This is a genomic window from Streptomyces sp. NPDC040622 (genome assembly GCF_055593965.1).
Map to the genome: position 1 here is coordinate 206047 of NZ_JBVIXD010000001.1, position 25040 is coordinate 231086.

18 protein-coding genes and 2 pseudogenes are annotated in these 25040 nt (G+C 72.9%); 11 read left to right on the forward strand and 9 right to left on the reverse strand.

Going from position 1 to position 25040, the window contains the following annotated elements; translation table 11 throughout:
- Window positions 1–70: 70 nt before the first annotated feature.
- Window positions 71–544 (forward strand): peptidase inhibitor family I36 protein, encoded by a 474-nt coding sequence (locus ACZ592_RS00970; protein ID WP_471579342.1) that lies wholly within the window; start codon window positions 71–73, stop codon window positions 542–544.
- 97 nt (window positions 545–641) lie between these two features.
- Here the strand turns inward: ACZ592_RS00970 and ACZ592_RS00975 are convergent, their stop codons facing one another.
- Window positions 642–1328 (reverse strand): phosphatase PAP2 family protein, encoded by a 687-nt coding sequence (locus ACZ592_RS00975; RefSeq protein ID WP_471579343.1) that lies wholly within the window; start codon window positions 1326–1328, stop codon window positions 642–644.
- Between the two features lie 336 nt (window positions 1329–1664).
- Window positions 1665–2600: a M56 family metallopeptidase gene (locus ACZ592_RS00980; RefSeq protein ID WP_471579344.1), complete on the reverse strand. Its 936-nt coding sequence runs from the start codon at window positions 2598–2600 to the stop codon at window positions 1665–1667.
- A gap of 137 nt (window positions 2601–2737) precedes the next feature.
- Between ACZ592_RS00980 and ACZ592_RS00985 the strand changes: the two genes are divergently transcribed.
- Window positions 2738–3382 carry an HAD family hydrolase gene (locus tag ACZ592_RS00985; RefSeq protein ID WP_471579345.1) on the forward strand — a complete coding sequence of 215 codons (645 nt, stop codon included), beginning with the start codon at window positions 2738–2740 and terminating at the stop codon, window positions 3380–3382.
- Between the two features lie 126 nt (window positions 3383–3508).
- A pseudogene (locus tag ACZ592_RS00990) lies at window positions 3509–3776 on the forward strand (NF041680 family putative transposase); the annotation flags it as partial.
- A gap of 246 nt (window positions 3777–4022) precedes the next feature.
- Here ACZ592_RS00990 and ACZ592_RS00995 read toward each other — a convergent pair.
- Entirely contained in the window at window positions 4023–5129 is a 1107-nt protein-coding gene (locus ACZ592_RS00995; RefSeq protein ID WP_471579346.1) for an amidase domain-containing protein, read from the reverse strand.
- A gap of 265 nt (window positions 5130–5394) precedes the next feature.
- Here ACZ592_RS00995 and ACZ592_RS01000 point away from each other — a divergent pair, with 265 nt between their 5' ends.
- Entirely contained in the window at window positions 5395–7482 is a 2088-nt protein-coding gene (locus ACZ592_RS01000; protein ID WP_471579347.1) for a transglycosylase domain-containing protein, read from the forward strand.
- A 30-nt stretch (window positions 7483–7512) separates the two neighbouring features.
- Here the strand turns inward: ACZ592_RS01000 and ACZ592_RS01005 are convergent, their stop codons facing one another.
- Complete coding sequence (locus tag ACZ592_RS01005) at window positions 7513–8772, reverse strand: polysaccharide deacetylase family protein (protein WP_471579985.1); 1260 nt, start codon at window positions 8770–8772, stop codon at window positions 7513–7515.
- Window positions 8773–9365: 593 nt separating this feature from the next.
- Here ACZ592_RS01005 and ACZ592_RS01010 point away from each other — a divergent pair.
- Window positions 9366–9586 (forward strand): annotated as a pseudogene (locus ACZ592_RS01010) (transposase); the annotation flags it as partial.
- 175 nt (window positions 9587–9761) lie between these two features.
- Here the strand turns inward: ACZ592_RS01010 and ACZ592_RS01015 are convergent.
- Window positions 9762–10313: a DUF5134 domain-containing protein gene (locus tag ACZ592_RS01015; protein WP_471579348.1), complete on the reverse strand. Its 552-nt coding sequence runs from the start codon at window positions 10311–10313 to the stop codon at window positions 9762–9764.
- A 237-nt stretch (window positions 10314–10550) separates the two neighbouring features.
- Between ACZ592_RS01015 and ACZ592_RS01020 the strand changes: the two genes are divergently transcribed.
- The 4 genes from ACZ592_RS01020 (at window position 10551) to ACZ592_RS01035 (ending at window position 17367) form a co-directional block, all read left to right on the forward strand.
- Window positions 10551–12350: an FUSC family protein gene (locus ACZ592_RS01020; protein WP_471579349.1), complete on the forward strand. Its 1800-nt coding sequence runs from the start codon at window positions 10551–10553 to the stop codon at window positions 12348–12350.
- On the forward strand, window positions 12347–12883 hold the full coding sequence (locus ACZ592_RS01025) for a MarR family winged helix-turn-helix transcriptional regulator (protein WP_471579350.1): 537 nt from the start codon (window positions 12347–12349) through the stop codon (window positions 12881–12883). Before ACZ592_RS01020 ends, ACZ592_RS01025 begins: the two co-directional genes overlap by 4 nt.
- Before the next feature lie 240 nt (window positions 12884–13123).
- A complete protein-coding gene (locus ACZ592_RS01030) occupies window positions 13124–15583 on the forward strand; it encodes a PQQ-dependent sugar dehydrogenase (protein WP_471579351.1) in 2460 nt (819 codons plus the stop codon).
- A gap of 2 nt (window positions 15584–15585) precedes the next feature.
- Window positions 15586–17367 carry a ThuA domain-containing protein gene (locus tag ACZ592_RS01035; RefSeq protein WP_471579352.1) on the forward strand — a complete coding sequence of 594 codons (1782 nt, stop codon included), beginning with the start codon at window positions 15586–15588 and terminating at the stop codon, window positions 17365–17367.
- 65 nt (window positions 17368–17432) lie between these two features.
- On the opposite strand, the gene ACZ592_RS01040 is transcribed toward ACZ592_RS01035, so the two are convergent.
- On the reverse strand, window positions 17433–18488 hold the full coding sequence (locus ACZ592_RS01040) for an SIS domain-containing protein (RefSeq protein WP_471579353.1): 1056 nt from the start codon (window positions 18486–18488) through the stop codon (window positions 17433–17435).
- 75 nt (window positions 18489–18563) lie between these two features.
- Window positions 18564–19886, reverse strand: a complete 1323-nt coding sequence (locus tag ACZ592_RS01045) for a PTS transporter subunit EIIC (RefSeq protein ID WP_471579354.1) — start codon at window positions 19884–19886, stop codon at window positions 18564–18566.
- A gap of 286 nt (window positions 19887–20172) precedes the next feature.
- Here ACZ592_RS01045 and ACZ592_RS01050 point away from each other — a divergent pair, with 286 nt between their 5' ends.
- Window positions 20173–20991 (forward strand): GntR family transcriptional regulator, encoded by an 819-nt coding sequence (locus ACZ592_RS01050; RefSeq protein ID WP_471579355.1) that lies wholly within the window; start codon window positions 20173–20175, stop codon window positions 20989–20991.
- Window positions 20992–21134: 143 nt separating this feature from the next.
- Here the strand turns inward: ACZ592_RS01050 and ACZ592_RS01055 are convergent, their stop codons facing one another.
- Window positions 21135–22481, reverse strand: coding sequence for an NAD(P)/FAD-dependent oxidoreductase (locus ACZ592_RS01055; protein ID WP_471579356.1), 1347 nt, complete (start codon window positions 22479–22481; stop codon window positions 21135–21137).
- Window positions 22482–22617: 136 nt separating this feature from the next.
- Complete coding sequence (locus tag ACZ592_RS01060) at window positions 22618–23280, reverse strand: class I SAM-dependent methyltransferase (protein ID WP_471579357.1); 663 nt, start codon at window positions 23278–23280, stop codon at window positions 22618–22620.
- Between the two features lie 197 nt (window positions 23281–23477).
- On the opposite strand from ACZ592_RS01060, the gene ACZ592_RS01065 reads away from it, so the two are divergent.
- Window positions 23478–25016, forward strand: a complete 1539-nt coding sequence (locus ACZ592_RS01065) for a carboxylesterase/lipase family protein (RefSeq protein ID WP_471579358.1) — start codon at window positions 23478–23480, stop codon at window positions 25014–25016.
- Window positions 25017–25040 lie beyond the last annotated feature (24 nt).

The window sequence follows — 25040 nt, forward strand, 5'->3', positions numbered from 1 at the left end:
ATCAACCCCAGCCCATCAACCCAACCCAGCGGCTCCAGGACTTCAGAACTTCAGAACGTCAGGAGGAGACATGCGTAAGAGAATCGCAGCGCTCGTCGCGGCCACGGCGGCCGTCTGCGCGCTCGCCGCGCCGACCGCGGCGAGCGCCGAGGAGACCCGCGTGACCAAGGTGCCGGGCGTGGAGGGTCTGTACCGGCTCAGCGGTGGCGACTACGGGGCCCAGGCCTGGGACCAGTGCGGAAGCGGCTCGTGCTTCTTCCAGAACGACAACGGCGGCGGCTGGCTGTGGGTGGTGCCCAGCTGTGGCCACCACACGGTGCCCTCGTGGTTCGAGGACCGGGCGAGCTCGGTCTGGAACCGGACGCCCACCCGTATCCACATCTACAAGCACAGCGACTACAGCGGGTACTTGGGAACCGTCCCCGGCTGGTTCAAGGGCGACCTCGCACCCGCGGACGAGGACGTGGTGAGCTCCGTCTTCGCGGACTGCTCAGAGATCGGCATCCGGTCCGTGCGCGAGTTGCCCGGTGGGCTCCGTGCGTGAGTTGCCCGGTGGGCGCGGGAGAGGGGTGGCGGGTGAACCGCCTGCCACCCTCCTCTCCGGGGCGCCTCATGGGGCGGGACCAGAGGAAACCGCCTCCTCAGGTCGTGCGGGAAGCCCGCCTGCCCGGTCCGTGCGCGTACGTCGCGATCGCCAGCGCGACCAGCAGCGCACCGAGCAGCCAACCGCCCAGGACGTCCGAAGGCCAGTGCACGCCCAGCCAGATCCGGGTCAGGCCGACGCCGGCGACGGAGAGCACGGCGAGGGCCAGGGCGGTGCGCCACAGGGCGGGGCGCGCGCCGTGCGTGTGCAGCAGCCACAGAAGCAGGCCACAGACGATCGTCGCCGTCATCGCGTGCCCCGAGGGGAACGCCGCGTAGTGCGCGGAGTCCACCGGGTCCGGCCACACCGGGCGCGGCCGGTCCACCGCGGCCTTGAGCCCCTGCTGCACCGCCGAGCCCACCAGGCAGGTGCCGGTGAGCCAGAGCGCGAGCCACCACGCCCCGCGCACCGCGAGCCAGATGACGACGACCGCGCACAGGGCGCGCAGGGCCCAGGGGTCCCACACCCAGTCGGACAGGATCCGGTTGACCCGGGTGACGCCGGGTCCCTCCACGGCCCATCGGTGGGTGGTACGGGCGATGTCGCCGTCGAGCGAGAGCAGCGGACGCCACTCCAGCGCGACCAGGAAGAGCAGCAGGACGGACGGCACGCACAGGGCGGCCGCTGTGCGCGCGGCCCGGGTGCCGGGCGGTCGGGTCGGGGAGTCGGTGGGCGCGGGGTACATGGAGTGATCCTCGCCGACGGAGCGGGGTCGGGGCCATCCCGGGGGCGGTCAGGGCTGTGCGGGCGTGTGCGGGGGCGGCGCCCGTTCGGCGGAATCGACGGCCCGTGCCCGGGGCGCGGTGGTCCGGTACGCCCCCTGATGCGCTGCCGTCTTCCCGGGCCCGGCAGGCGCACCCGCGTGCCGGATCACCGCCCGCCGGTACGAACGAGTGCGGACCGGTAGGAAAAGGCGGCCGTCCGCTTCGCCACGCGAGGACATCCGCCCGGCACGCCGAGAGCACGCAGCAGACGCCGCGGACCCGCCCTCCGGGCGACTCCAGGGGTGTGAGGACAGGCCCTAGCCGAGCGCGCGCAGACCGGGCACGAAGGTGACCAGGACGGGGATCACGGGCACCAGCGCCGCCGTCGCCGTCAGACGGATCCTGCGGCCCGTGGTGAGCCGGGGGCGGGCCGCGAGCAGCCGGTGCACGCGCTGCGGGACGTGGGCCTGGTGGGCCGGGCAGGGACCGAACACGCCCCGGTCCTCGTTGAGTTCGACCAGGGCGAGGGCGATCGTCAGACGGCCGAAGCGGCGCGACGCCACGTCGTCCGCGGCGAGCTCCACCAGGCGGTGCATCTCGTCGCGGAACGCGGCGAACACCCGGATCTGCGGGAAGCCGATGGCCAGCGCCCCCGAGCAGTGCAGCAGCCAGTCGTGCCTGGCCTGCGCGTGCCCCTGCTCGTGGGCCAGCACCGCGTCCAGCTGGCGGCCCTTCAGGCGGCGCAACGCGGCCGTGGTGATGACCAGTTGAGGTGCCTGGCCGGGCAGCCACCAGGCGTCGGGGCGCTCGCCCTCCAGGACGACGAGGCGGTTGGCGCCCGGCTCCTCGCCGGGCAACAGCGGGGAACGCACGAGCAGTTCGGCGCGCCGCCCGGACCTCCGGGCGCGCGAGCGGGCGATCTCCCGGGTCAGCATGGCCGCCGTCCACACCCCGCCGCAGGCCAGGATCACGGCCGTCGCCGCGGCCCACGGGCCGGGCGCCTGCAGGGCGTAGGCCTCGACCACGGCGTGCGGCGCGGGGGCGAAGAGATGGCCGCGCACGGCCTGCCACGCGGCGGCGGCGCTCAGGGTCATCGAGAGCGCGCAGCAGAGCAGGACGCCCGCCACCACGCACTGCCAAGCCCACAGCGCGACCACGGGTTCGCGCTCAGGCCAGTCGGCCCGCGCGAGCATGCGGGGGGCGACGACAGCGGTGAGAACGCCCAGCAGCAACAACGCGACGGGGACCATCATGCGGCCCAGCCTATGAGGGTCGGGCTACCCGAGGGTATGGGCTGTCACCCCAAGTGACGCACGCCACGGCCGACACGGGTGTATTTCCCGTACGAGTGACGACCGCGGCCCGGGCGCCGGGACGCCGTAATGTGCTGATGGTGATCGAGACCATCGTGTTCGACGTGGGGGAGACCCTCACCAAAGACGACCGCTACTGGGCATCATGGGCGGACTGGCTGCAGGTGCCACGTCACACCGTCTCCGCGCTCGTGGGCGCCGTCGTCGCGCGGGGCGGGGACAGCGCCGACGCGCTGCGCCTGATCAGTCCGGACATGGACATCGCCTCGGCCTACCACGCGCGCGAGGCCGCGGGCCGGGGTGAGCACCTGGGCGAGGCCGACCTGTACGCGGACGTGCGCCCCGCCCTGGGCGGTCTGCGGAAGCTCGGCGTCCGCGTCGTCGTCGCCGGGAACCAGACGGTGCGCGCCGGCGAACTGCTGCGCGACCTCGATCTGCCCGCGGACCTCGTCGTGACGTCCGGCGACTGGGGCGTGGCCAAGCCGGATCCCGCCTTCTTCGCCCGGGTGCTCGAAGTCTCCCAGGCAGGGCCGCAGGAGACGCTGTACGTCGGCGACCACCCCGCCCACGACGTCTACCCCGCCCGGCAGGCGGGCCTGCGGACGGCACACATCCGCCGCGGTCCGTGGGGGCACTACTGGGCGGACGACCCGGCCGTCGCCGACGCGGCGGACTGGCAGATCGACGGCCTCATCGCGCTCTCCTCCCTGATCGGGCGCTGAGGCCCCCGGCGCCCCCGGCGCCCGGCCCGGGGGTCCCTCACCGGACGCCGACCGCGCCGCTCGGCTTGTTCCCCATCTTCCGTCCGTGTCACAGGGCGGGGAGGGGCGGGTCCGGACGGCGTCTCGCTCGCCCGGCCCCGCGCCGCGGACCTCCGCCGCCCCTGGGAGAAACCCACCACCCCTGACCGGCTCACCCCCGCCCGGATCCGCCCGAGGGTTCAGGAACATCCGCGCTCGCCTCGCCTGCCCGGCCCGTGTTCCCCACCCCCAAGGAGCAGGCCCCGGACGCCCACCCGGCGCGAGGAACAAGCACCGGGCACCCCGCTACGGCGTCCGCAAGACCGTCGAACGCCCCGAGACCCTCAAGGCCGTCGGCAGGCCCGGAAGATCTTGGTGGACGGAGAACGAGCCGAGGCGGCCCCGGGGCCGCCTCCAGGGCTTTCGGGCAGGGCCGAAACGCCAGCCGGCCGCTGGGCCGAGCTCCCGGTTCGGACGCAGGACGGGGCCGCTGCTCCGGTCCGCGACGGCTGGAGTCCGGCCCCGCCACATCGGTCACCTCCCCCCGCTGTGGCCGCGCTTCCTTGCCGTGGCGGGACACCCCGGAGCCGTCCGCGCCGACCGGGGGGAGTTACCGGATGCGTCAGGTGCGGTACGCGAAGTAGCGCGCGTTGGGGTAGGACGCGATGACGCTCGCGAGGGACCTGCGGTAGGTGTCGGTGGAGTGGTAGGTCAGGTACGGCATGCCCCGCCTGTCGCGGTAGGTCACCAGCATGGTGTGGTCCTTGGACCCGTTCTTGTCGAAGTCCACCTGCAGGACGTCACCGACGTCCATCTGGTAGACGCTCGCCAGGTTCGGGGCCCGCCGGTTGGACAGCGTGAACCACGCCCATTCGTTCACCCCGACCCAGGAGGTGCTCTGGCCGGCGCTCTCGTACCACCAGTTCCGGTAGTCGTAGGCGGAGCCGGGGACGGACTTCCAGCCGCCCGCCTTCAGCGCCTGGCTGACGAAGTTGGTGCAGTCGCCGCCGGCTCCGTTGAACTTGCGGTACGCCGGGTTGTAGCTGCGCCAGTACTTCTCCGCGTACGTGGCCATGGCGGAGTAGTCGTAGGCGCCGGCCGTCTTGCCCGAGGGCATCGGTGTGGTGGGGTACGTGGTCGATGCCGGGGTGCCGTCCGGGTACTGGTTGCCGTCGTCATCGACGGTGTTCACCCGGGCCGCCGAGGGCTCGTCGACCGCGACGGGGCCCTCGTTGCGCGAGGTGATCGCGGTCAGCCGCCAGCCGCCGTCCTTCGTGCCGGCGAGCTTCAGCTCCTGCCGCGTCGAGAACGCGGTGGTCTGCGGCCCGCCCTCGCGCGTCTTCTTGTACGTGAGCGTCGAGGACGCGGTGACCTGGACGGTCGCCGTGCTGCCGGTGAGCGTGGCGCGGTCCACGACGACGCGGGTGTCCGCCTTCGTGTAGGCCTCGCCGAGCCTGGCCAGCCGCGCCTTGCGGGCGTGCAGCGAGCGCAGCGCGGCGTCCTCGTCCTTCCTGAGCCGGCCGGACATGCGCGTGGTCACGGCGGCGTCGGGGCCGCCGCGTCCCGCGCGGTCCTCCACCAGGGCCTGGGTGCGCCGGGAGAGGACATCGTCGGCGATGCGGGCGAAGGCGGCGAGCGCCCGGTGGTCGGCCTCGCGGGGCGCACTGCCGGCGGCGTCCGCGTGCGCGGGGGGCGCGAGCAGGCAGCCGGACGCCACGGCCGCGGTCACACCTGCGAGGACGACGGATCTGTATCTCTTGGATATCGCTATGGGTATCACTGCATTTCCTCTTCCGTTACCCGATCACCCGATCACCCCGACCGGAGCACGGAATCTTGGCACAACTGCGGGCCTTTCCGGAGCCGTTGCCCCCCTCCGCAGGACCCGCGGGTTCCCGGACCGGGGGGGCCAGGGCCCCGCGGGCCGGGCCGCGTGCCTCTAATCTGAGCGCCAGAGCGCAGCAGAGGAGGCACACGGGGTGGGTGGGCGCAGGATGGCCGCAGGTCAGGGGAGCGGGAGACGGCGGGCGGCACCGGGGGAGCGCCGCGCGGCGACCGGCCGGCGCAGGAAGTCCAGGCAGCGGACCGAGGGCGGCATACCCGGCGCCCTGGCCGGGGTGCGCAGACAACTGCGCCGGCTGCGGCCGGCCTACCCCCGTCCGGGCCGCAGCGGATGGCGCCGGTGGCTGCCGTCATGGCGCCAGTGGCTGGGCGCCTTCCTGTACCTGGCCCTCGGCTTGACCGGCTTCGTCACGATCGCGTACGCCACGACGGACATACCGGATGACCTCAACTCGTTCGCCACACAACAGGACAACGTGTACTACTGGTCCGACGGCAGCGTCATGGCCCGCACCGGCTGGGTCATCCGGCAGGAGATACCGCTGAAGAAGGTGCCGCCGAAAGTCCGGGGCGCCGTCCTCGCGGCCGAGAACGCGAGCTTCTACTCGGATGCCGGAGTCTCACCGAGCGGAGTCCTGCGCGCCGCGACCGCCGCGGTCACCGGAGGGGAGACCCAGGGCGGGTCGACCATCACCCAGCAGTACGTGAAGAACGTCTACCTCAGCCAGGACCGCACCCTGTCCCGGAAGTTCACCGAAGCCCTCCTCGCCGTGAAGCTGGACAACCACACGAGCAAGGACAAGATCTTCCAGGACTACCTGAACACGAGCTGGTTCGGGCGGGGCACCTACGGCATCCAGCGCGCCTCGCACGCGTACTACGGCAAGGACGTCTCGCGCCTCAACCCCAGCGAAGGCGCCTTCCTGGCCTCTCTCCTCAAGGGCGCCGGACTCTACGACCCGGCCCTTGGCAAGGAGAACCGCGAGCGGGCCGTCGAACGCTGGAACTGGATCCTGGACCGCATGGTCTCAACCGGCCACCTCACCCGGGCCGAGCGAGCCACCTACAAGAAGTTCCCCGAACCCACGAAGTCGGGCTCCGGCAACATCCCCGGCGCGCAGACCGGCTATCTGGTGGAGCTGGCCAAGCGGCACGCGATCAAGGCCGGGCACATCAGAGCCGCCGACTACGACCTCGGCGGCTACCAGATCCGCACGACCTTCGACCGCCACCGCACGAAGGCCCTGACCGCCGCCGTCCAGAAGGCCCAGAAGGACTTCGACGCCGAGCGGCGCCCCGAGACCGACCAGCACGCCAGGATCGGCGCGGCGAGCGTGGCCCCGGACGGCCGGCTGCTCGCCGTGTACGGCGGCCACGACTTCCTGAAGCAGGGCTTCAACCAGTCGAACGCGACGACCATTCCGGCCGGTTCGGCGCTCACCCCCTTCGTCTATGCCGCAGCGCTCGAGGACGGCGTCCGGCGCACCCGCGAGGGGGGCCGCACCCCCGTCTCGGCGGCCAGCGTCTACGACGGCGACGACAAGATCGCCGTGCAGACGCCGGAGGGCCCGTACTGGGACCGCAGCGGGCAGGTGGTCAAGGGCCGCAACGAAGGCGGCCGCGACTGGGGTCGGGTGACCTTGCGGCAGGCTGTCGCCGACTCCGTCAACACGCCCCTGCTCCAACTCGGCCTCGACGTCGGCCTGGACCGGGTGGAGCGGTACGCCCTGCGGGCGGGGCTGCTCCCCTCGAGCCTGGGGGAGCGGGTCCCCCTGTTCGCGCTCGGGGAGAACTCGACGCCCAGCGCCATCCGGATGGCCGGCGCCTACCAGACCTTCGCCGCCCGCGGCATGCACACCGACCCCTACTCGGTGCGCTCGGTCACCCGGGCCGGGGACGCCGTGCCGATCGTCGGACCCGAACCCGTCCGGGCGGTGTCGGGGAAGACCGCCCGGACGGTCACGGACGCCCTGCGGGCCACCATGACCGAGGGGTCGGCCAAGGCGGCGGGAGCGGCCCACGCCGGCACTGTGGGCAAGACCGGGACGACCACCGCGAACACGGCGGGCTGGTTCGTGGGAGGCACCCGCGAGGAGACCACGGCCGTGGTCGTCTACCGCATGTCTCTCAAGGACCTGGTGCCGCTGCCGCTCAAGGGGCTGGGCGGTGACGACCCCGCAACACCCGCCAGTCGGCGGGCGGTTGACCTGTGGGCCCACTACATCGAGGCGCTCACCTAGAGGCAGGAGTCATGGAGTGGACGGCCCCCGCTACTTGACCAGTGACTTCCACTCCGGTGCCTGCGCCGGGTCGAGCAGGCGCAGGCGGGCCAGGACCTTGGGGTCCTGGACGTCGAGCCAGTCGGCCAGCTCGCGGAACGACACGCAGCGCACGCCCTTGCGCGGACACACCGTGCGCATCACGTCCTCGACGGCGTTCATGTAGATGCCGCCGTTCCAGTCCTCGAAGTGGTTGCCGATGAACATCGGCGCACGGCTGCCGTTGTAGACGCGGTTGAAGCCGTTCATGTACGACTTGGAGACCTGCGCCTGCCACGCGGGGAACTTCGCCGGGTCGCCCTGGGTGCTGTCACCGGACTGGTGGTAGAGGAAGTTGAAGTCCATGGAGAGGACCTGCACCTCTTTGCCCTCCAGGGGCAGGAGCTGCAGAGGGAAGTTCCACATGCCCTCGGCCTTGGACGGCCATATCTGGAAGTCGCCCGCGGAACTCGCGTCGTAGCGCCAGCCGAACGGCTTGGCCGCGGCCAGGAGGTTCTTCTGCCCCTCCAGGCAGGGCGCACGGCCGCCGACCACTTCCCGGTCCGGGTCGAAGGGCAGGGGCCCCTCCTTGGTGAACCCGGTGTTGGTCTTCCACCTCTTCATGAACGCGTACGTCTGCTCGATCTCGCTCTTCCACTCCCCGGTACTCCAGTCACCGCCGCCCTTGGCGCCGCAGAAGTGCCCGTTGAAGTGCGAACCGATCTCGTTCCCGTCCTTCCAGGCACCGCGCAGCTGTTCCAGCGTGGTCTGGATGTGCGGGACGGTCGGATACGAGATGGCGGCCGATCCCGGGTTGTGCTGCGGAGGGCGGTAGAGCGACTTCCTGCTCTCCGGCAGGAGGTAGATCCCGGTGAGGAAGAACGTCATGTGGGCCTTGCTCTCCCGCGCCACTTGGCGGAAGTGGGAGAAGCGGCGGTCATCGCCCTCCAGGGCGCCGTCCCAGGAGAAGACCACGAACTGCGGCGGTTTCTCCCCGGGCTTGAGCCGCTTGGGCTTGAGCTGCCCGGGCTGCGGCCCGGTGTACGAGGTGGAGCCGTCCCCCAGCACCCGTACCTTGCCGTCCCACTTCTCCTCGCCCTTCTTCGCACGCTTCGCCGCACGCGCCTTGTCCGCCGCGCTGCCCGAAGAGGCGGACGCGGTGTCCCCGGCACCGTCCCGGCCCCCGGAGGAGCCCCCCAGAGCGACCACACCCGTGGCGGCCGCCCCGCCCAGCCCGACCACAGCGGCAACCACGGCCACGCGCTTGCGCATTCGCGCCTTCGCGCGCGCCTTACGGGCCACGCGGGCCCCTCCCCGGGCGGGTTCGGTGCCGTCGGGTTCGATCACTGCGGTCCCACCCCGGTGTCCGTCGCAGCAGGGCCGCGCGTGAATTGTTTGTATGAATATAGGACCGACCGTGTGGCGGCCCGCACCCCGGGTCGCCGGTGAGGCCTCACCGGTACAGCGGCAGCCGGCCGATGCTCGACCCGCGGATGCGGCCGCCGGCCCCGCGGGCCCGCAGGCGCGTCGAGACCGCACGCGCGGCAGGTGCGACGTCCTGCGCGGGGACGGGCCCGGACCGCGCCACGCAGGAAGCGGCCGGGGCGCCCGTGACCGGGCCGCGATGACATGGCGTCGGCAGGGGGCCACCGCCCCCTGCGGCGGGCTCCGGTGAGGTGCGGCAGTCCCGTCCGGTGGCGGTGAACGGGCGCCCCCGCTCCTGCGGGCGACGCGGCTGCGGGGGCGCGCCGGTGACCGGGCGGCGGGGGAGAGGGCGGCTTGCGTCTACCCTCGCCGGTCGCATCGCGTCTCGAACTTGATCACTCATGGTGACAGACGCCGCTCAGCGGGGCGGCCTTCGTTTGATCCTGTGCGCGGACGGGCCGGTCAAGAAGCTGGTCGGCCTGGCGCTTCCGCGGCCGAACACCGCCGCGGTCACGGAGCGTTGGACGCGGGCCTCGATCGCGGACGGCTGGACGTCGGCCGGCTGCGTCGGGCGGTGGCATCAATGCCGTTGCCCGAGGCGGCCGATGACCGCCCGGCCCTGGCTGTCGACGTCACGCCATGGCTGCGTCCGGACGCCCCGCGAGGCCTGGCACGCACCTTCGCGGCGCCGGGCGCATGCCCACGTACGTCCAGTACGAGGACATCCGCCCGGCACGCAGAGAGCACGCAGAGAGCGCGCCGAGAGCACGCAGAGAGCGCGCGGCAGACGCCGCGGGCCCGCCCTCCGGGCGACGACAGCGATGAAAAGGCGGGCCCTACAACGTCAGCAGCATCGCCAGCATCCCGATGCCCATCGAGAGGCGGCAGGCCAGTGCCACCTCGGACCGGTCCGCCCACCCCAGCACGGCGGGGCCGCCGGCCCCGGAGACCGCCCCGGGGGCGAGCCGCGCGCCCGACCACAGGACGTACCCGGCGAAATAGAGCAGGAGCGCGCCGGTCAGCAGGGGCACACCGGCTCCACCGTGCCCGGCGTGCGCGCCCGGTGCCGTGGCCATCGCCACCGACATGTAGACCATCGCGGACGCGCCGACCAGGTGGTGGAGGTGGTGGCGGTTCGTGCGGGCCGCCCACACGGCGTGCAGGGCGGCGGCGCCGAACACCGCGGCGTACACCAGCCACGTCCAGCGCGGCGGCGCGAGCACGGCCGCGGGCACGGCCATCACCGCCATCCCGAACCCCATGAGCGCCTCGCCGCCGGCCGTGCGGCGCTGTTCCTCGATCCGGCTGCGCATCCGCAGCAGACAGTAGGCCCCGGTCGCCGCGCACACGGCGACGAGCAGCCAGGCGGCCTGTGCCGGTCCGTGCACCGCACCCTCCCCTGTCGACGGTGTCCGTCGAGTCGATGCCCAGGCGCGCGAGGCCGTACGCGAGCGCACGGGGGTGCATGGGGAGCACTGGGGAGCGGTCGAGCCGCCGGGGGCAGCTCCCGCGCGCCCTCGGCGGGGTGCGGTGCGGCAGGCCGGAGGAGTCCTGGTTCCGGTGCCGGAGGAGCCCGGTTCCGACGCAAATCGTTTTCGAGTAAAACACTTGTTAACCTTTTGGGTATGAGCAGTACGCCGCCGTCCCCGCACCCGTCCCCCCGTCCCGTCCGCGCCCGCCGGCTCCCGCTCGCCGGGGTGCTGCGCCCGGGCAAGCCGTCCGACATCTGGTTCAAGCCCGCCACCAGCGTGGCCGTGGCCACCGCGATACCGAACCTGACGCTGCTCGCCCTCGGGCGGCTCGACCTGGTGATGTACACGATGGCCGGCACGTTCTGCGCCCTGTACGCCCACAACCTCCCCTACGCCGCACGCGCGCGTGCCCTGGCCTGGGTCGTCGCCGGGATGACCGCGAGCATCGCCGTCGCCCTGGTCACCGCCTCGCTGACCGGGTCCGCCGCGATCCTCGTCGCGGTCGGCGCCGTACTCGCCGCCGCGCAGAAGACGCTCTGCGACGCCACTCGCATCGGGCCGCCCGGTCATCTGATCTTCACCTTCATCAGCTCGGCGACCCTCTTCGCGCCCCAGACGCTGGGCCAGGTCCCCGGCCACATCGCGCTCACCCTCGCCGGCGGCGCCGTGGCCTGGCTCGTCGGCATGGCGCCCGCGCTGGTGCGCCCGCACGGACCCGAGCGCAGGGCGACCGCCCGCGCCCTGCTGGCCACCGCCGCGTACGCGGAAGCCGCCCACGGCGACTCGGGCCACGACGAGACAGGACGCGCCGAGACGGGACGCGGCGAGACGGGACGCGGCGAGACGGAACGCGGCGACACCGACGGCGCCAAGGCCGCCGAACGGGCCCGCGCCGCCGCGGCCGGTGCCGTGCACGCCGCCTGGCAGTCGCTGCTCGCCACCGGCGCCCGCGGCGTCGCCGCCCGGCGCGCCCTGGCCCGGCTCGTGGTCCGAGCCGAGGAGTCGCTCGCGGACCCCGCCGCTTCGGACCCCGTCGCGCTGCGCGCCTGGGCGGCCGGGCTGCGCGGCACCGGCGCCGTCCCGCGTCCCGGCCCCGTACGTCCCGGCGAGGCGGACGAACTCCTCGGCGTGGACGCCGAACTCGCCGGGCCCGGGGTCCCGCTGTGGCGGCGGCTCGCGCCGGGTTCCCCGCTGCTGCCCATCGCGCTGCGCACCGCCGTCGGCTGTGCCCTCGCCGGATACGGCTCGCTCGCGCTCGGCATCGGCCGCCCCTACTGGGCCCTGGTCACCGCCGCCTCCCTCTACCAGGCCAACGTCACCCTCACCTGGAACCGGGGCGTGCAGCGCGTGGTCGGCAACCTCGTGGGGGTGCTCGCCTTCGCCGCCGTCGCGCCGTTCGCGCACCTCGGCCACGCCGAGCTCATCGTGAGCTGCCTGGTCCTCGCCTTCGGCGCGGAGGCGCTGATCACCCGCAACTACTGGCTGGGCAGCGTGTGCGTGACGCCGATGGCGCTGCTCGTCACCGAGTTCGCCCGCTTCCAGCAGCCCGGCGAGCTGATCCTCGACCGAGTCGTGGACACCCTCGTCGGCGCCGTGCTCGGCGTCGCGGCGGCGGTCCTGGTCACCAACCGGCGCGCCGCCGACCACATCGAGCGGGCCATCACGGCCACCGACCTCGCCAGGGAGCACGCCGAGGCCGGACTCGCGGGGGCGGGCGCGGTCGAACCCGCGCGGCGCCGCCTCGCCGCGGCCCTCGTCGACCTGCGCGCCGCCGCCGACGCGGCCGCCGGCGAATGGTGGCAGCGCGCCCTGCCCGAACAGCGGGTGCTCGCCGCCGAACGCGCCGGACACCGTACGCTCGCGGCGACGGTCCGACGACAGAGCGGTGAGAACGGACAGGGGACGCGGCCCCGCGCGGGGCTCGCGGACGCCTGGGAGGGCGCACGAGCATGACGACAGAGAACGGTCCGGTGGGCGGCCACGGCGGGGACACCGTGGCCGCGGTGGTGCGGCAGTGGCAGACGGTGCGGCCCGACATCGACACCGGACCCATGGAGGTCATCGGCCGCATCAACCGCTGCGCGGCCCTCCTCCAGCAGGCCGAGGACGCCCCGCTGCGCAGGGCGGGTCTGACCCGCGCCGAGTTCGACCTGCTCGGCGCGTTGCGCCGCACCGGCCACGAACTGACGCCCGGCGAGCTGGCCCGCGAGACCTTCTCCTCCGGGGCCGCCGTCACCAAGCGGCTCAAGCAGCTCCAGGAGCGGCAGTTGGTCGAGCGGCGCGCCGACGCGCGGGACCGCCGCGTCGCGCACGTCGGCCTGACCGGGGCCGGACGCGACCTCGTCGACGCGATCCTGCCGGAGCAGCTCGCGTACGAGACGGTCGTGCTGTCCGTGCTCGACGGTGCGGGGCAGGGTCAACTCAGCGGACTCCTCGGGGAGTTGCTGGCCCAGCTGGAAGGGCGGCTCGGGGTGCGGCGGGGCTGAGGCGAGGTGGCCGCAGGGGCCGGACCGTCGCGTCCGGCCGGCCCGCGCCCGCCCGCCGGGCTATTTTTGACACGGCCTTGACAAATTGTCGGCCGATTGCCAGCATGCAAAGCGCTCGCACGTCTGCGTAATTCTCTGTGCTGAACGTGCAATTCACGCACGACTTGGTCACCCCCTCGCAGCGAGCGCGGCCGGCGCGCGCCCCTGCCTGACACACCCCGAGCGTCAGGAGGATGCCCCATGTCCCCATGCCCTCGTACAGGGCTCAAGCTGCTCACCGCACTGGCACTCGTGCTCTCCGGTGTCACCGTCACGTCCGCCGCCACCTCCGGCGCCGCGGGCGCGGCCGCGCGGGACATTCCGGCCGCGGACTATCAGCAGGTCCAACTCGCCTCGGGCAACGCCGAGTTGGGCGAGGCGATGTCGCTGTCGGTGCTGCCCGACCGGTCTGTCCTGCACACCGCCCGCGACGGCACGGTCAGATACACCGACGCGGCGGGGAACACCACGTCCGCCGGGAAGCTCGACGTCTACACCCACGACGAGGAGGGGCTGCAGGGCGTCGCGGCGGCCCCGGACTTCGCATCGAGCCGCCACGTGTACCTCTACTACTCGCCCAAGCTCGACACCCCGCCCGGTGACGCCCCGGCCACCGGCAGCGCCGCCGACTTCGACCGGTGGAAGGGTCACCTCAATCTGTCCCGGTTCACGCTCAAGGCCGACCACACCCTCGACATGGCCAGCGAGAAGGTCGTGCTCGAAGTGGCCAACGACCGCGGCCAGTGCTGCCACGTGGGCGGCGACATCGACTTCGACGCCGCGGGGAACCTGTACCTGACGACCGGCGACGACACCAACCCGTTCGACTCCGCCGGCTACGCGCCGCTGGACGAACGCGCCGAGCGCAACCCGCAGTTCGACGCCCAGCGCTCCTCGGGCAACACCGACGACCTGCGCGGCAAGGTGCTGCGGATCAAACCGACGGCGGCCGGCGGCTACACCGTCCCCGCCGGCAACCTCTTCGCCCCCGGCACGGCGAAGACCCGTCCCGAGATCTACGCGATGGGCTTCCGCAACCCCTTCCGGATGAGCGTCGACAAGAAGACCGGCGCCGTCTACCTCGGCGACTACGGACCCGACGCGGGCGGCGGCGACGCCGGCCGCGGTCCCGGCGGGCAGGTCGAGTTCGACCGCATCACCGCGCCGGGCAACTACGGCTGGCCGTACTGCACCGGCACGAACACCACCACCGAGACCTACAACGAGTACACCTTCCCCAGCGGCCCCTCCGCCGCCAAGTACGACTGCGCGGGCGGCCCGGCCAACAACTCCTTCCGCAACACCGGACTGGCCAAGCTCCCGGCCGCGAAGCCCAGTTGGATCAAGTACGGCTGGGACGGGTCGCCGCCCGAGCTCGGCAGCGGCTCCGAGTCCCCGATGGGCGGTGAGGTCTACCGGTACGACCCGGACCTGAACTCCTCGGTCAAGTTCCCGCAGTCCCTCGACGGCCGCTTCCTCGCCACCGAGTACGGCCGCAAATGGATCAAGTCCATCGAGGTCAAGCCCGACGGGTCCCGCGGCACGATCGAGGACTTCCCCTGGACCGGCACACAGGTCATGGACAGTGACTTCGGCCCCGACGGTGCCCTGTACGTCCTGGACTACGGCACCGGGAGCAACAACCAGGCCCTGTACCGCATCGAGTACCTGGGCGGCAGCAACCGCAGCCCCGTCGCCAAGGCCGCCGCGGACAAGGCGTCCGGCGCCGTGCCGCTGACCGTGCAGTTCTCCTCCGCGGGCAGCTCGGACCCCGAGGGCCGATCCCTCTCCTACGCCTGGGACTTCGGCGACGGAACGACCTCGACGCAGGCCAACCCCTCACACACGTACACCACGAAGGGCACCTACCGGCCCACGCTCACGGTGAAGGACCCCGAGGGGCTCACCGGCAGCGCGAGCCTCGTGGTGACGGCGGGCAACACCGCACCCACGGTCACCCTGAAACAGCCCGCCGACGGACGGCCCTTCTCCTTCGGTGACACCGTGCCCTTCGACGTCTCGGTCAGCGACCCCGAGGACGGCGGCATCGACTGTGCCAAGGTCAAGGTCACCTATCTGCTCGGCCACGACAGCCACTCGCACGCCATCACCTCCAAGAACGGCTGCACCGGCAGCATCACCGTGCCCACCGACGGCGAGCACGACAGCGCGGCCAACCTGTACGGGGTCTTCGACGCCGAGTACACCGACAAGGACGGCCTGACCACCCACAGCAGGCACACCCTGCAGCCGCGCCACCGCCAGGCCGAGCACTTCTCCGCCCAGTCGGGCATCCAGATCGCCGGACACGGCAACGCCGAAGGCGCCAACACGGTGGGCTTCACCGACAACGGCGACTGGATCTCCTTCAAGCCCTACGCGCTCGGCAGCGCGACGTCGTTCACCGCCCGCACATCCTCCGGCGGCGCCGGCGGCACCATCGAGATCCGCGCGGGCTCGCCGGCCGGGACGCTCATCGGCTCCGTGAACGTGCCCGTGACCGGCGGCTGGGAGAACTTCCAGGACGTCACCACGAACCTGTCCGGCGCGCCGTCGGGGACCACCGACCTCGTGCTCGTCTTCAAGGGGCCCACCGGCCAGGGGAACCTCTTCGACGTCGACGCGTTCACCCTCTCCACCTCCGCGCGGAAGGGACGTTGACCATGCGGAACCTGATGCGGCGCCTGCGCCGCGGACCCGCCGCCCTCGCCCTCGCACTGGCCGCGGGGCTCACCGCGCCCCTCGCGCCCGCCCATGCCGCGGCCCCCGACGAGGTCCTCGTCTTCTCCAGGACCGCGGGCTTCCGCCACGACTCGATCCCGGCCGGCATCGACGCCCTGCGCAGCCTCGGGGAGGCGAACGACTTCACCGTCACGGCCACCGAGGATCCGGCCGCCTTCACGCCCGACAACCTCTCCGGATACGCGGCGGTCGTCTTCCTCAACACCACGGGCGACGTGCTCGACAACGCCCAGCAGGACGCCCTGAAGTCGTACGTCGACACGGGCGGCGGCTATGCCGGGGTGCACGCGGCCGCCGACACCGAATACGACTGGCCCTACTACGGACAGCTCGTCGGCGCGTACTTCAAGAGCCACCCGGCCGTCCAGCGGGCCACCGTCGTCACCGAGGACCGCACGCACCCGGCGACCTCGCACCTCGGTGCCACCTGGTCCCGCACCGACGAGTGGTACAACTACCGCGCCAACCCCCGGGCCGGCGTGCACGTCCTGCAGAGCCTGGACGAATCTACGTACAACGGCGGGGAGATGGCGGGCGACCACCCCATCACCTGGTGCCGGGCGCAGGGCAAGGGCCGCTCCTTCTACACCGGACTCGGCCACACCGCCGAGTCGTACGCCGATCCCGCGTTCCGCGCCCTGCTGCTCGGCGCGGTCCGCTACGCGGCGGGACAGGCACCCGGCGACTGCGGGCCGGCCGACGCGGGCCCGGCCGACGAGGGATCGCAGAACGTCCACCTCTTCTACTACCCGTGGTACGGAAGCCCCGCGGGCAGCGGCAGTTGGCGGCACTGGCCGCAGGGCGGCCACACGCCGCCGGACGACATCGGCGCCGACCTCTACCCGGCGCTCGGCCCCTACGACTCCGGGGACGTGACGGGAGCCGTCGCCCAGCACATGAAGTGGGTGAAACGCTCCGGCGCAGGGGTCCTCGTCTACAGCTGGTGGGGCCGCGACGGCTACGAGGACCGGCTGGCCCGACGCGTCCTGGACGCGGCCGCGGCACAAGGCGTCAAGGTGGCCTGGCACCTGGAGCCGTACGCGGGACGCACGGGCGCATCCACCGTGGCGGACATCAAGTACATCAACGACGCCTACGGCGGCCATCCCGCCTTCTACCGTTCGGCCGAACACGGCGACCGGCCCGCGTTCTACGTCTTCGAGAGCCTGCGCGTCACCGACTGGGCGGCGCTCGACGAGGTGACGGACGACAACATCGTGCTCGCCCAGACGACCGACACCACCAAGATCGCGCACTTCTCCGGGATGTACACCTACGACGGGATCGCGGGGGCCACCGCGCCCGGCTGGAAGCAGGCCGGTGACTACGCCCGCGCGCACGGCCTGATCTGGGCCCCGTCGGTCGCCCCCGGCTACCTCGACGACCGGGCGGTCCCCGGCAACACGACACCCACCCTCGGCCGCGCGGACGGAGCGGCCTACGACAAGCAGTGGAACAACGCCCTGGACCCGGCCGTCGGCGGCGACCCGGCCTGGGTGTCGGTGACGTCCTTCAACGAGTGGCACGAGGGCAGTTCCATCGAGCCCGCCGACAGCACACCGCCGGCGGGCCACGGCTACCAGACCTTCGAAGGGGCGTACGGGAAGACCGGCGAGGCGGCCGAGACCGCCTACCTGGACCGGACCGCGTACTGGGCGGGCCGCTTCGAGGAACGACGGGACGCGGAGGTGCGCCGGCCGTGAGAGCCGCTCGTGCGGGCCGTCCACGAGGGCCGTCCATGAGTGAGTGACGCCGCCGCCCCGCGCGGTCAGGAGCGGGTCAGCTCCGGGGAACCGATGGCGAAGTCACCCGGGTTCACGCCGCCTTCCTTGGTGTCGTCGTTGGCGAAGACGAACGACTCGATCGGCACGTCCCGCTCGACGCCGAGGGCCCGGACCAGTTCCTGGGCGACGACCGTTTCGAGGACGACGCGCGGGGCGGTGCCGGTCTCGGGGAGGCGGACCACCGCGAGATCGGCCGTGGGGGCGATGTCCTCGCCGGTGACCAGGAGGGTGAGGTGACCGGCCGAGGACAGGGATCGCGCCAGGTCGATCTCGCGGCCGTCACCGAAGACGACGTGGAGCGTGTTGCCCGCCGACTCCATCTCGCCGTGCAGGTACGTGCGGGTCGTCGAGGCGGCGGCGGGCAGCCGCGGTACCTCGCGCAGCAGCAGGGCGGTCTCCTCCGCGGCGGCGCGCGAGGCACCGGTGGCGACACAGTCGGCGGCGACGCACCGGGCGGCCCGGGAGCGCACCGGCCCGATCGCCGCGGCGGCCCGTTCGCGCGTCGTCCGCACGTGGCCGGCGATGCCGTGCCAGGGGTCGTCGTGCCGGCCCGCGACGGCCCCGGCCAGCAGGTCGAGGGCGACGACGGTGCCGGTGAAGCCCACGGTGGAGGCGTAGGAGTCCGGCTCGTTGCCCAGGTCGACGGTGCGGCCCGCGAGGCCGCCGAGAGGGGAGGGGGTGACGTTCAGGACGGCGAGGGTCGGCGCGTCGCCGGCCGCCTTGAACGCCGCCAGCGTCTCCGAACTGCGGCCGCCCTGCGAGACCCCGAGCAGCAGGTCCGTGTCGAAGCCGGTCAGACCCGCCTCGATCTCGTCGGACTGCACGCGCTGGGCCGCGACGCCGTGGGTGCGCAGCACCTCGACGGGCACGGCGAGCGCCGCGTAGGAGGCGCCGATCCCCGCGAACAGCGGGCGCCGCACCGCGCGCAGCGCGGTGGAGTCCGCGGCGGTCAGCTGGGCACGGACGTGGGCCGCGACGCGCTCCAGGGCCTCGGGCTGGGCGTCCTGGCCGGTCTGGAACGTGATGCGGGAGCCGGACATGGGGGTTCCTTTCGGGAGCTCCGGCGCGGGGACGCGCACGGGAGCGGGATCTGGGGGGCGAGGGGCGCGGGGGCGTCAGGCCTTGGGCGGTGCGGGGGAGCCGGGCGCGGCGGAGGCGTCGGCATCCACGGAGTCAGCGGGCTCAGCGGACTCGGCGGGCTCAGCGGACTCGGCGGGTCCGTCGGCGTCGGTCGTCTCGTCGAGCGGTTCGCGGCCCGGTGTGGGCAGGTCGAACCGGACGATGGCGAACCGGAAGATCGCGTAGTAGAGCGCGGCGAAGACGAGACCGATGGGGATGAGCAGCCAGGGCTTCGTGGCGATGCCGAAATTGACGACGTAGTCGATCGCACCGGACGAGAAGCCGAAGCCGTCCCGGATCCCGAGGGCGTAGCAGACGGCCATCGAGATGCCGAACAGCACCGTGTGGAGGGCGTAGAGGACGGGCGCGACGAACATGAAGCTGAACTCGATCGGCTCGGTCACGCCCGTGACGAAGGAGGTCAGCGCGACGGAGATCATCATGCCCTTGACGACCTTGCGGTTCTCCGGGCGTGCGGTGTGCGCGATGGCGAGTGCGGCGGCGGGCAGTGCGAACATGTAGATCGGGAAGCCGCCGGTCATGAACTGTCCGGCGCTCGGGTCCCCCGCGAGGAAGCGCGCGATGTCGCCGTGGACCTCGGCGCCGGTCTGCGGGTTGGTGAAGCTGCCGGCCTCGAACCACGGGAAGAACGAGAAGAAGTGGTGCATCCCGACCGGGATCAGGGCACGGACGACCACGCCGAACAGGCCCGCGCCCCAGGCACCGGTCCCCACCAGCCACTCGCCGAAGTGGAAGAACCAGCCGCCGACCGTCGGCCAGATGACGCCGAAGGCCGTGCCGATGACGACACCTGCGAAGGCGCTGAGGATCGGCACCAGGCGGCGTCCGCCGAAGAAGCCGAGCCAGTCGGGCAGTTTGGTGCGGCTGAACCGCTGGTAGAGCAGGGCGCAGACCAGGCCCATCACGATGCCGCCCAGCACCTTGGCGTCCAGCGGCTTGCCGTCGACGCCGTTGGGGAAGGCGGGGCTCGCGAGGACGTTCTTGAAGACGAGGTGGCCGACGGCGGCGGCGAGGGCCGTCGAGCCGTCCGCCTTCTTGGCGAAGCCGATGGCCACGCCTATCGCGAAGAGCATCGGCAGGTTGTCGAAGACCGCCTGGCCGCCGGCGGTCAGGATCATGCCGGACTTGCGGATGAGCTCGGGGAACTCCTCACGGCCCAGCAGGTCGGGCTTGCCCAGGCGCAGCAGGATGGCGGCGGCGGGCAGCACGGCCACGGGCAGCATCAGGCTGCGGCCGATGCGCTGCATGACTGCCATGACTCCGCCGCCGGCTCGCTTCTTCGCGGTGGCCGTACTCATCCGAATTCCTCCATCGGGCCCGGGGGATCGGTGTCCACGGACGGCCCAGGAGCCGTGGGGCGAGAACACCGAGGTCAGCGAGGGAAGTGTCCGGTCGCTGCACCCACAAGGTAAACAGTGGTCTGCAACTGGTCAATAGTGGTATTCATGCCGGGTCGTGTCCGAGGCCTTCCGCGGCCGTTCTCGGGTCCTAGGGCCTGCGGCGCCGGTGCGTAGGGCCCGCTCCTCAGTGGTAAGCGGTGGTATGGTTCGTCGGTGCCGACCGCGTCGACCTGGAGGTTTCCGCATGCCGGACCACGCCCCCGCGGACCACGCCCCCGCGGGCCACGCCCCCGCGGGCCACGCCCCCGCGGGCCACGCCCCCGCGGGCCGCGCGCCCCAGCGCGCCACCGGTGCCGCGCCCCTGTGGTCGCAGGCGGCCGACCTGATCCGGGCGGAGATCGCGCGGGACGGGCTCGCCCCCGGGGCGCGGCTGTCCTCCGAGCGTGACCTGTGCGCGCGCTTCGACATCTCCCGCGTCACCCTGCGCAAGGCCCTGCTGCACCTGGTCGAGCAGGGGCTGCTCACGGCCTCGCACGGGCGCGGCTGGTTCGTCGCCGAGCCCGCTCCCGCCCGGGAGTGGCCCAACGACCTGGAGTCGTTCACGGCGACGGCCCGGCGCAAGCACATGCGTCCGAGCTCGATCGTGCTGCGGCACGAGGCCGTCACGGCCTCCCTGGACGACGCCGACCGGCTGGACGTCCCCGCGGGCACCGCACTGCTGCGGCTCGACCGGGTCAGGCTCCTGGACGACGTCCGGGTCGCCGTCGACCGCACCCTCGTCCTCGCCCGGCTCGCACCCGGCATCGAGCGGGCCGAGTTCACCTCCGCCTCGCTCTTCGAGGAACTGCGCGCCCGTGGCGTCGAGTTGGACCGCTCCGAGGTCACCATCGAGGCCCGCGGCGCCGAGCCGGAACTGGCCGGGCACCTGGGCGTCCCCGCGGGCTCACCCGTACTCGCCCTCGACCAGACGATCTACGCGCGTGATCAGCGGCCTGTGCTGCTGTCGACCGTCGAGTACAGCGGCGAGCGCTACCGCCTGCGCACCACCTTCCAGCCGGGCTGACCGGGGCGCCCCTCAGGTCACGTCGTCGCCGCACCCTTCCATGGTCCGCCCGCGAAAGCCGCGCCGGGCCCGGCGGAAGTCACCACGCCGGGGGCCGATGGACCCGCGCTCACGATCCGGCCCCCGCACGTCCTTCGCGCGCGTCAGGCCGCGGCGATCCGCTCCCTGATCTGTTCCTCCGTCAGGTACACGTCCGTCAGCTCGAAGTCCTTGAGCGTCGCGGGCCGCCGGGACTGGAAGCCGGTCCGCACGTAATCGTCGCCCGCGAGCGCGTTGAGGCCCCAGTTGGCGGCCGTGCGGAAGCGGGCGGTCACGGTGCGCAGGGCGCCCAGGTGGTAGCCGCGCGCCACGATCTGCGCGGGCAGCCCCGTGAGCTGCACGCCCATCGGCTTCGACACGGCCTGGATGCCGCCGAGGTCGACGACCAGGCCCATGTCCTTGTGCCGGTAGTCGGTGAGCGGGAAGCCGCGCAGCGCCGCGAGGACGTTCCGCGCGGCGGCCCAGCCCTGGCGCATGGCGTGCTGGGCGGTCGGCGGGCAGACCGCGTCGCCGCCCTTGGCCAGGTCCGGCACCGCCGCCGCGTCGCCGAGCGCGAAGACGCCGTCGAGCCCCGGGACCGTCAGATCGGCGTCGACGACGAGCCGGCCCCGGTTCGTCCCGGCGCCCAGCGTCGCGATGAGCGGGCTCGGCGCGACCCCCGCGGTCCAGATCAGCGTGCGGCACGGCAGGACGCGGTCGTCGGTCAGCGTGACCGTGTCCTCGGTCGCCTTGGCCACCGAGACGCCGAGGGACACGTTCACGCCCCGGCGCTGCATGATCGCCATCGCCTTGTCGCCGAGCCGCGGGCCGAGCTCCGGCATCAGCTTCGGGGCCACGTCCACCAGGTGCCACTTGATCTGTGCGGGATCCAGGCCCGGGTAGCGCTTCACGGCGGCGCTCGTCAGACGCTGCAGGTACGCGGCCGTCTCCGTGCCCGCGTAACCGCCGCCGACCACCACGAACTGCAGCCGCTGCTCGCGCTCCTCGCGGTGCGAGCTCGCCGCGGCCAGGTCCAGCTGGGAGATGACGTGGTCGCGGATCCAGGCGGCCTCGGCGAGCGTCTTGACGCCCACCGCGTATCGGTCGACACCGGGGATGTCGAACTGCCGGGTGACGCTGCCGGGGGTCAGGACCAAGTAGTCGTAGCGCTCCACGACCTCCTCGCCATTGATCTTCCGTACGACCACGGCCTTGGCCTTGGGATCGATGCCGATGGCGCCGCCCGGCACGATCGCGGTGCGGCGCAGCATCCTGCGCAGGGGCACCGCCACGGACTGCGGCGTGAGGACTCCGGAGGCGACGTGTGGCAGCAGCGGCAGATACAGCTGGTGGTCCTGCGGACTGATCAGCCGCAGCTCCGCCTCGTGGGGCGAGAGCTTCTTCTCCAGCTTGTGAGCGCACTCCATGCCGGCGAAACCGCCGCCGACGATGAGGATCCGGGGAGCTGCCATGTGATGTCTCTCCTGAGGTGTGGGAGATCGACTTCAGGGCTTTGTGGCGTCTTTCGGGATCGTGCAAGATCTTCTGCGGACCGTACCCGTGGCCTTGTACCCCTGCATCCCGGATGGATTGCTCGTGTGACGTGGTTCACATGGGTGGGGGTGTGGGTGGCTTGCGGGCGAGGAGCTGCAGGCCCGCCGCCTCGTGCCCGTTCATCGTGGCCACGGTGAGGTGCCGACTGTCGACCGTCTCGAACCCCGCGAACAGCGAGCGGAGGCGGTCCTCGGTGTGGTGGCGGCAGACGGCGCCGTCGCCGGTCTCGAACACGCCGTAGTCCCCGTAGCGTTCCGCGCACCGCTCGTACCGCTCGCGGTTGCGCGCGTCGTCCTGGAGCAGGAGGTCGCTGACGCAGAGCAGGCCGCCGGGCCTGAGTACGCGGCCCAGCTCGCCGACCAGCCGCCGCTGGGCGTCACCGCGGGGTACGCAGGTCAGCACGGCGAAGAGGACGACCAGGTCGACGCTCGCGTCCGGGCGGTCGAGGGCGGGCGGCGCGTCGAGCACGTCGAAGCGCATCGCGGGGTGCAGGGCGCGGGCCCGGCCGATCATGCCCGGGGAGGTGTCGGCTCCCGCGAGGTCGTGGAAGCCCTGCTCGGCGAGGGTCCGCAGGGTGCGGCCGTAACCGCAGCCGTAGTCGAGGACGGCGGCGTCCCGGCCCACCCCGTCCAGCCAGGGCGTGTGCAAGGGGTGGGCGAAGGTCTTGGTCTCCGCGGCGGCGTCCCAGTACGCGGTCTGGCTGTCGAGGTCGGACACGGGCTGCCTCCACGGCGACTCGGCGACGGCTCCTCATGCTGCCACGGCGGCCCCCGGGCGGTGAGCCCGTGACCGGTCGTGTGTGCGACGCCGTAAATGGCTGGCGCCCGACGCCGGCGCGGCGGGATGCTCCGTGGTGTCCGGGCGACGCGCGTCCCAGTGGCCGCGCGTGCCGGCCCTGCGGAGGGGGAGTGGTGATGAGCCTTGCCGAGTCGGGGGCGTCCGGCGACCGGCCCGAGGTCCGCACGGGGGCCGGGGCGGTGCGCGGCCGTCGTGCGGCGGGTGTCGCCGTCTTCCGGGGCATTCCGTTCGCCGAGTCCCCGGTCGGCGCGCTGCGCTTCGCCGCGCCGCGGCCCGCGCGGGGCTGGGACGGGGTGCGCGACGCCCGCGCGTACGGGCCACCGCCCCCGCAGGGCGGACACTTCGGCATGGACGCGCTGGCGCAGCGGTCGGCGGGCGAGGACTGGCTGACGGTCAACGTCTTCTCGCCCGAGCCTGCGCCGGGCGCGGGGCTGCCGGTGATGGTGTGGATCCAGGGCGGCGCCTACACCATCGGCATGTCCGGTCTGCCCGAGTACGACGGCTGCCGCCTGGCACGGGACGGCTCGGTCGTCGTGGTGACCTTCAACTACCGCGTGGGGCTGGAGGGGTTCGGGCAGATCGAGGGGGCGCCCGCCAACCGAGGCCTGCTCGACCAGATCGCCGCCCTGGAGTGGGTGCGCGAGAACATCCGCGCCTTCGGCGGCGACCCGGACCGCGTCACCGTCTTCGGCCAGTCGGCGGGCGGCGGATCGGTCGCCGCGCTGCTGGCGGCGGAGCGCGCGGCCGGGCTCTTCTCCCGGGCCGTCGCCCAGAGCGCGCAGGGCACCTTCTTCTCGCCCGCACTCGCCGCCGACATCGCCGCCGCGTGCGCCGCCGAGCTGGGCCTGCGGCCCACGGTGGCCGACCTGTCGGCGGTCGCCCCGCACGAGCTGTCCGCCGCCGGCGACGCAGTCGGCGCCAAGTCGGCGCAGTGGGCCGTACGTTGGGGCCCGCCCGCGCGCCGGGCGATCACCTTCGCGCCCGTCGTCGACGGCGACGCCCTGTCCGGCACGCCGTGGCAGGCCCTGGCCGCCGGCGCCGGACGGCACATCGACCTGCTCGTCGGTCACACCCGCCACGAACAGCGCCTGCTCACCGCGCTCGACGGGCTGCTCGGCCAGGTCACCGAGGAACAGGCGGCGACCGCCCTGCGGACGTTCGCGCCGGGCCCGGACGGCGCCCGCCGCTACCGCGAGGCGTTCCCGGCGGCGGGCCCCGGCGAACTGCACGAACTGGTCCTGTCCGACTGGGTGTTCCGCATGCCGACGCTCCACCTGGCCCGGGCCCAGACCGCCGGAGGCGGCCGCGCCCACGTCTACGAACTGACCTGGCCCGCCCCGGGCATGGACGGCGTGCTCGGCGCCTGCCACGGCCTCGACGTGCCTCTCGTCCTCGGCAACCTGGACCGTGGCCAGCCCGCCGCCCTGATCGGCGGCGTCCCCTCCGCGGAGGCGGAGGAACTGTCCGCCCGCATGCGCGCCGCCTGGACGTCGTTCGCCGCCCACGGCGACCCCGGCTGGCCCCTCTACGACGAAGAACAGCGCCTCGTCCAGCTCTTCGACGCCCGGCCGGCCGTCACCGCCTACCCCGAGGAGGCGTCCCGCCTGATCTGGCGGGACCACACCTTCCCCGTGCTGGACCTGGGCGGACCCTAGGCGGCAGCTGCCCGGCCGCTGTCA